At 66.5% G+C, this 630-nt stretch carries 1 protein-coding gene; it reads left to right on the top strand.

The window, feature by feature from the left end; translation table 11 throughout:
* Positions 1–630: transposase (locus L0D17_RS13215; protein ID WP_243095709.1), on the top strand; the 630-nt coding region annotated here is incomplete at both ends.

Here is a 630-nt window from a genome sequence, read left to right as displayed (position 1 = left end):
CACCCCAAGACCCCGACCCCCCCTTTACCTCATGGACACCACCGGCCTGAGCTACCGGAGGGAGGACCAGGTACTGCGGTACCGCAGGGGGGAGGAGGTGCGGCGGGTGCGGGGGCATAGCCGGCTCCTGGCCCTGGTGCGGTGGGAGCGGGGGAGGAAGCTCCTTTGGCCCTTTGGGGGAACTGTGGGGGTGGGATATGCCCCTGATCCCGTCTTGGGGGCTTGGGTCTTGGGGAGGTTTCGCCCCTCCAGGGGGATGCTGTTGGCGGACGCGGGGTTTGACGGGCAGGAGGTGTGGGGGAGGGTGGCGGAGCTAGAGCTCCATCCGCAGATTCGGTTGCGGGGAGGGGGTGAGGTGCGGGATGGGTTGCGGGCCTGGGGGCGGGAGGTGTGGGACCCGGCGGTGTACCGGTTTCGTGGGGTGGTGGAGGGGGTGTTTGGGGGGATGAAGACGGGGCTTAGGGGTGGGTATTTGGCGGAAAGGAAGCCCAAGACGGCGATGGTGCGGGCGTTGTTGGAGCTTTTGGCTTATGGCCTCAGGGTTCTCTTTTCCCTCCTCCCCCCTCCTCCGGGGTGGTCGTGTCAAGAGTTATGTGTAAGAGTCTGTGTACGGGGGGCATACCGCTCCTG

The sequence above is a fragment of the Thermus thalpophilus genome (assembly GCF_022760915.1).
Taxonomy (GTDB): domain Bacteria; phylum Deinococcota; class Deinococci; order Deinococcales; family Thermaceae; genus Thermus; species Thermus thalpophilus.
This window is presented reverse-complemented; position numbering and strand designations above follow the sequence as displayed.